Source organism: Endozoicomonas sp. ALC013, assembly GCF_049310205.1.
GTDB lineage: Bacteria > Pseudomonadota > Gammaproteobacteria > Pseudomonadales > Endozoicomonadaceae > Endozoicomonas.
This window is the reverse complement of record NZ_JBLYNS010000203.1, coordinates 1-6,598: the sequence shown is the minus strand read 5'-3', so window position 1 is coordinate 6,598 and position 6,598 is coordinate 1. Positions and strand designations below refer to the sequence as shown.

Annotated in this window: 3 protein-coding genes; all 3 read right to left on the bottom strand. The window is 51.1% G+C overall.

Going from position 1 to position 6,598, the window contains the following annotated elements; genetic code table 11:
• Positions 1–969: DUF1601 domain-containing protein (locus tag ACO6V1_RS21815; RefSeq protein WP_422468525.1), on the bottom strand; the 969-nt coding region annotated here is incomplete at its 3' end.
• Between the two features lie 105 nt (positions 970–1,074).
• Entirely contained in the window at positions 1,075–4,314 is a 3,240-nt protein-coding gene (locus ACO6V1_RS21810; protein WP_422468523.1) for a DUF1601 domain-containing protein, read from the bottom strand.
• A 112-nt stretch (positions 4,315–4,426) separates the two neighbouring features.
• Positions 4,427–6,598 (bottom strand): DUF1601 domain-containing protein (locus ACO6V1_RS21805; RefSeq protein WP_422468521.1); only part of this gene is annotated, 2,172 nt, incomplete at its 5' end.

Genomic DNA, 6,598 nt, shown 5'->3' with positions numbered 1-6,598 from the left:
CAACAGCGCGGCCACGGCCTCGTTGAGCTCTGGTGTCCGCTCCTGCCCATTGTCCACCAGTTTCGCCATGGCCCACAGCAGGTTGGCGATGCCCTGGGCATTAAATTGGTCTTTCTGTGCGTTCACGTGGGACAACAGCCCGGCCAAGGCCTCTTTGAGCCCTGGTACCCGCTCCAGCCCATTGTCCACCAGTTTCGTCATGGCCCACAGCAGGTTGGCGCTGCCCTGGGCATTAAATTGGTCTTTCTGTGCATTCACGTGGGGCAACAGCGCGGCCACAGCTTCGTTGAGCCCTGGTGTCCGCTCCAGCCCGTTGTCCACCAGTTTCGCCATGGCCCACAGCAGGTTGGCGATACCCCGGGCATCAATGTCCCTGGCTTCAGGTGTTTGGTTGCAGTTAAATATTATTGCATCAAGTAGCGTTGACAATAAGTAAGCTTGAGTAAGCTTAACACGCTCATCCATGGGTTTATGAATGGCAAAAATACCCGCTGAAGTAAATGAGTGCAGTGTTGTCGTCAGGCTTCGCCAATTCCAGCTCCGTGTTGCGGTAAAATTTTGCAGAAAACGTATCAGCTGGCTTTGTTCTGTTCGATTTAGCGGTCTTTTAGCAGTTGTCGTGTATTTTTTAATTGAACTTGCATATTGCCCGTGATTTCTCCCATCATAGCGATGGCCGAAACGATCCGATTTACTCACCAGACCATCCATTATTTCTGGTTTGATGAGGGTATTAAAATCTTGAGCAGAGTTTACTGAACGGTGCATTAAATATTGAGAAGGGCGTGTGCCAGAAGAATGATGAAATTCGTTACATCTCGGGGTAGAGCGGGGGTGACTATCCCGCTGTCTGACTGTAGCATGTCTATATCGCCCACGCCCTGAAGAGGGGGCATGGCCATTCGGTTGGTTGTAACCGTTATCTGATCTTGGGTATTGACCACTGATACCAGCATAGCTTCTATCCATAATTATATTTCATTAATTCATGAAAATATAAAAAGCAGACTGCTGTTCTGTTCAGAAGTTCATTTTGCGGAAAAGTTTACTTGAGTCATGATGGGAGGAAGGAGATTATTGGCTGCTTGTTCTCTTCCTCTTTGCCGGGTTGGTTTGCTCTGCGAAATGTTCTTCACCAGTCACGTATGCAGCACCTGTCCACGCTCTTTTATGTGATACAAAGCCATGCTCCTGTGGCGGGATGCCTATCCTGGTCTTTATTTGATCAATGTATGGTTTCATTAAATCCTGACTCGAGAGCATGTTAACCGGAATTTCAATGACCTCAAATCCTGCTTTTTGCAACAGTGCGATTTTAAGCAGAGTCGAACCATTCCTGGTTTTGAAATCACCACCCACATAATGAGAGGGACCCTGAACTTCAATCACCATGTTGTGATCTGGCAGTAGCAGGTCAACCGGAGGTAATGAGTTCAGACTCTTTTCCTCTTCGATCTTCAAAGATGGAATAGAGGATTGGAGTTGATCGCGGAAGCCGACCTGGGTTTTTGAAATGTTTGTCTGGTAATGGCAGACGACCGGACAGGCTCTGCCAAGCCAACTTGAAGCCATGGTAATGATGGATTGTTCCTCATCATTGTCTGGCGAGGTATTTTCCAGGCGAGTGAACAGGTCATCCATGTGCTTTTCAAACACGTTACTTTTATTGGTATTGGAATCTAGAGACAACCTGGCACAGCATACCATGACTCCCCAGAGAGACATCAATATCTCTTGCTGAGAAAACTGAAGGTTCTCACTGATTCTATAGACAAGTGATTCGAACGAAGAGCTAGCCAGGTTCAGCTCAACGAGCTCACCCAGTTTCGCCACTGCCCACAGCAGGATCGCAATACCCCGGGCACTAAATTGGTCTTTCTGTGCGTTCACGTGGGGCAACAGTGCGGCCACGGCCTTTTTGAGCCTTGGTGTGTGCTCCTTCCCGTTGTCTACCATTTTCGCCATGGCCCACAGCAGGTTGGTGATAGCCTGAGGAATAAATTGGTCTTTCTGTACGTTTACGTGGGGCAACAACACGGCCACAGCCTGTTTGAGCTCTGCTGTCCGCTCCTGCCCGCTGTCCACCAGTTTCGCCATGGCCCACAGCAGGTTGGCGATTTCCTGGGCATTAAATTGGTCTTTGTGTGCGTTTACGTGTGGCAACAGTGCGGCCACGGCCTCGTTGAACCCGGGTGTTCGTTCCTGCCCGTTGTCCACCAGTTTCGCCATGGCCCACAGCAGGTTGGCGATTTCCTGGGCATTAAATTGGTTTTTCTGTGCGTTCACGCGCAGCAACAGCGCGGCCACGGCCTCTTTGCACTCTGGTGTCTGTTCCTGGCCGCTATCCACCAATTTTGCCAGGGCCCACAGCAGGTTGGCGATTTGCTGAGGAATAAACTGGTCTTTCTGTGCGTCCACGAGCGGTAACAGCGCGACCATGGCCCCATTCAGCTCTGGTGTCCGGTACTGTCTGTTGTCCACCAGTTTCGCCATGGTCCACAGCAGGCTGGCGATATGCTGAGGAATAAATTGGCCTTTCTGTTCGTTCACGTGGGGTAGCAGCGCGGCCACGGCCTCCATGAACGCAGGTGTCTGCTCCATCCCGTTGTACAAAAGTTTCGCCATGGCCCACAGCAGGTTGGCGATTCCCTGTGGTGTAAAGTCAGCTTTCTGTACTTTCACGAGGGGCAACAGTGCGGCCATGGCCTTGTTGAAATCTGGTGTCTGCTCCTGGCTGTTGTCCACCAGTTTCGCCATGGCCCAGAGCAAGTTGGCGACTCCCCGCGGAACAAATTGGTCTTTCTGTCTGTGCACGCAGGGCAACAGCGCGGCTATGGCCTCTTTCAGACGGGGTGTCCGTTCCTGCCCGTTGTCCACCAGTTTCCCCAAGGCCCACAGAAGGTTGGTGCTTTCCTGTGGATTGAAGTTAGCTTTCTGTTCGCTCACGTTGGGCAACAGAGCGGCCACAGCTTCTTTGAGTCCTGGTGTTTGCTCCAGCCCGCTGTCCACCAGTTTTGCCATGGCCGACAGCAGGTTGGCGATTTCCTGTCGTTTAAAGTTGGCTTTCTGTGCATTTACGTGGGGCAACAGCGCGACCACGGCCTCTTTGAACTCTGGAGTCAGCCCCTGCTCGTTGTCCACCAGTTTTGCCATGGCCCACAGCAGGTTGGCGATATGCTGAGGAATAAATTGGTTTTTCTGTGCTCTCACGAGGGGCAACAGGGCGGCTAAAGCCTCTTTGAGCCCTGGTGTTCGCTCCAGCCCGTTGTCCACCAGTTTCGCCATGGCCCATAGCAAGTTGGCGATACCCTGGGCATTAAATTGGTCTTCCCGTGCGTTCACGTGGGGCAACAGCGCGGCTACGGCCTCTTTGAGCCTCGGAGTGTGCTTCAGCCCGTTGTCTGCCAGTTTCGCCATGGCCCACAGCAGGTTGGCGATACCCTGAGGAATAAATTGGTCTTTCTGTGCGTTTACGTAGGGCAACATTGCGGCCACGGCCTCGTTGAGCCCTGGTGTTAGTTCCTGCCCGTTGTCCACCAGTTTCGCCATGGACCACAGCAGGTTGACAATATGCTGAGGAATAAAGTGGTCTTTCTGTGCGTTTACGCAGGGCAACATTGCGGCCACGGCCTCGTTGAGCCCTGGTGTTAGTTCCTGCCCATTGTCCACCAGTTTCGCCATGGCCCACAGCAGGTTAGCGATTTCCTGAGCACCAATATCACTGGCTTCAGGTTTTTGGTTGCACTTGAATATTATTGCATCAAGTAGCGTCGACAATAAGGCTGCTTGAGTGAGCTGAACACGTTCATCCATGGGTTTATGTGGGGTAAAAACACCCGCTGAAGTCAATGAGTGCAGTGTTGTCGTCAGGCTTCGCCAATTCCAGCTCCGGGTTGCTGTGAAATTTTGCAGCAAACGCATCAGCTGGCTTTGTTCCGCTCGATTTAAAGGCCTTTTAGACGCTGACGTGTATTTTTTAATTGAACTGGCATACAGGCCGTGATCTCTCCCATCATAGCGATGACCGAAACGATCCGATTTCCTCACCAGACCAGCCATTATTTCTGGTTTGATGAGGGCATGAAAATTTTGAGCAGGGTTTACTGAACGGCGCAGTAGATATTGAGAAGGGCCTGCGGCAGAAGAATGGTTAAATTTATTACGCCCCGGGGTTGTGCGAGGGGTATTATCCCACTGTCTGACTGTGGCTTGTTTATATCGCCCACGCCTGGAAGCGGCATGGTCATTCGGTTGGTTGTCATTATTACCTGATCTTGCGTATTGACCACTGATACCGGCAGAACTTCTATCCATAATTATATTTCATCAATTCATGAAAATATAAAAAACTGACTGCTGTTCTGTTCAGAAGTTCATTTTGCTGGAATGTGAACACGGTTCTGGAGCCATGATGAAAGGGAAGCGGTTATTGCCTTTTTATTCTTTTCCTTTTTCCGTTTTTTGGTTTGTCTGTTTGCTTTTCTGAATTATCTTCGGCGGTTAAGTAAGAGTGATCCAGGGATTGCCTCCCTTTATTGGCGGTAACGTTTGTCTCATCTGCCCATCCGGTGTTAAGTGATACACAGCCATGACCCTGTGGCTGGATTTCCACTCTGGTCTTTATTTGATTAATGTAAAGTTTCATTGAATCCTGGCTCCTGAGCTGGTTAACCGGGATTTCAATGACCTCAAATCCTGATTTTTGCATCAGTGCAATTTTAAGCAGAGTCGAACCATTCCTGATTTTAAAATCATTACTTACGTAATGAGACGGTCCCTGAATTTCAATAGCCATGTTGTGATCTGGCAGTAGCAGGTCAACGGGTGGCAATGAGTTCAGACACTTTTCTTCTTCAATCTTCAAAGAGGGCATGCATGATTGGAGTTGATCGCGGAAGTCGGCTTGATGTTTTGAAATGGTTGTCTGGTAATGGGGGATGATCGGACACGCTATCCCAAGCCAACTGGCGGCCATGGCAATGATGCGTTGATCCTTTTCATTGTCCGGGGATGTATTTTCCAGGCGAGTAAACAGGTCAACCATGTGCTTTTCAAGCATGTTATTTTTATGAGCATTGGAGTCTAGAGACAACCTGGCACAGCATACCATTACGCCCCAGAGAGACATAAAAATATCTTGCTGAGAGAACTTAAGGTTGTCACTGAATCGGCAGACAAGCGATTCGAACGTAGAGGTAACCACTTGTAACTCAACGAGTTCACCCAGTTTCGCCATGGCCCACAGCAGGTTGGCGATATGCTGAGGAGTAAATTGGTGTTTCTGTGGGGTCACGTGGGGCAACAGTGCGAACACAGCTTCTTTAAGCTCTGGCACCCACTCTCCGTTGTCCACCAGTTTTGCCATGGCCCAAAGCAGGTTGGCGACATTCTGGGTATTAAATTGGTTTTTCTGTGCGTTCACGTAGTGCAAAAGCACGGCGACTGCCTCTTTGAGCTCTGGTGTCCACTCCTGCCCGTTGTCCACCAGTTTTGCCATGGCCCAAAGCAGGTTGGCAATATGCTGAGGAATAAATTGGTCTTTCTGTTCGTTCACGTGGGGTAACAGTTCGGCCACGGTCTCTATGAGCCCTTGTGTTCGCTCCAGTCCGTTGTCCACCAGTTTCGCCATGGCCCACAGCAGGTTGACATTGCCCTGAGCTTTAAATTGGTCCTTCTGTGCGTTGACGTGGGGCAACAGCACGGCCACAGTCTCTTTGAACTCTGGTGTCAGCTCCAGTCCGTTGTCCACCAGTTTCGCCATGGCCCACAGCAGGTTGGCGATTTCTTGTGGTTTAAAGTTAGCTTTCTGTGCATTCACGCGGGGTAACAGCGCAGCCACGGCCCCGTGGAGCTCGGGTGTCCGCTCCTGCCCGTTGTCCACCAGTTTCGCCATGGCCCACAGCAGGTTGGCGATTTCCTGTGGTTTTAAGTGAGTTTTCTGTGCGTTCACGTGGGGCAACAGCGCGGCCAAGGCCTCTTTGAGCCGTGGTGTTTGCTCCTGCCCGTTGTCCACCAGTTTCGCCATGGCCCACAGCAGGTTGGCGATATGCTGAGGAATAAATTGGTCCTTCTGTGTGTTCACGCGGTGCAATAGCGCGGCCACGGCCTCTTTGAGCCGTGATGTTTGCTCCTGGCCGTTGTCCACCAGTTTCGCCATGGCCCACAGCAGATTGGTGATTTCCTGTTGTTTAAAGAGAGCTTTCTTGGCATTCACTTGGGGCAATAGCGCGGCCAAGGCCTCTGTAAGCTCTGATGTCTGCTGCCCGCTGTCGACCAGTTTTGCCATGGCCCACAGCAGATTGGCGATTTCCTGGGGTTTAAAGTGAGCTTTCTGTACGTTCACGTGGGGCAATAGCGCGGCCAAGGCCTCTGTAAGCTCTGATGTCTGCTGCCCGCTGCCGACCAGTTTTGCCATGGCCCACAGCAGGTTGGCGATTTCCTGGGGTTTAAAGTTAGCTTTCTGTGCGTTCACGTGGGGCAACAACGCGGCCACGGCCTCTTGGAGTCCCGGTGTCCGTTCCTGCCCTTTGTCCACCAGTTTCGCCATGGTCCACAGCAGGTTGACAATCCCCTGGGCAGTAAATTGGTTTTTCTGTGT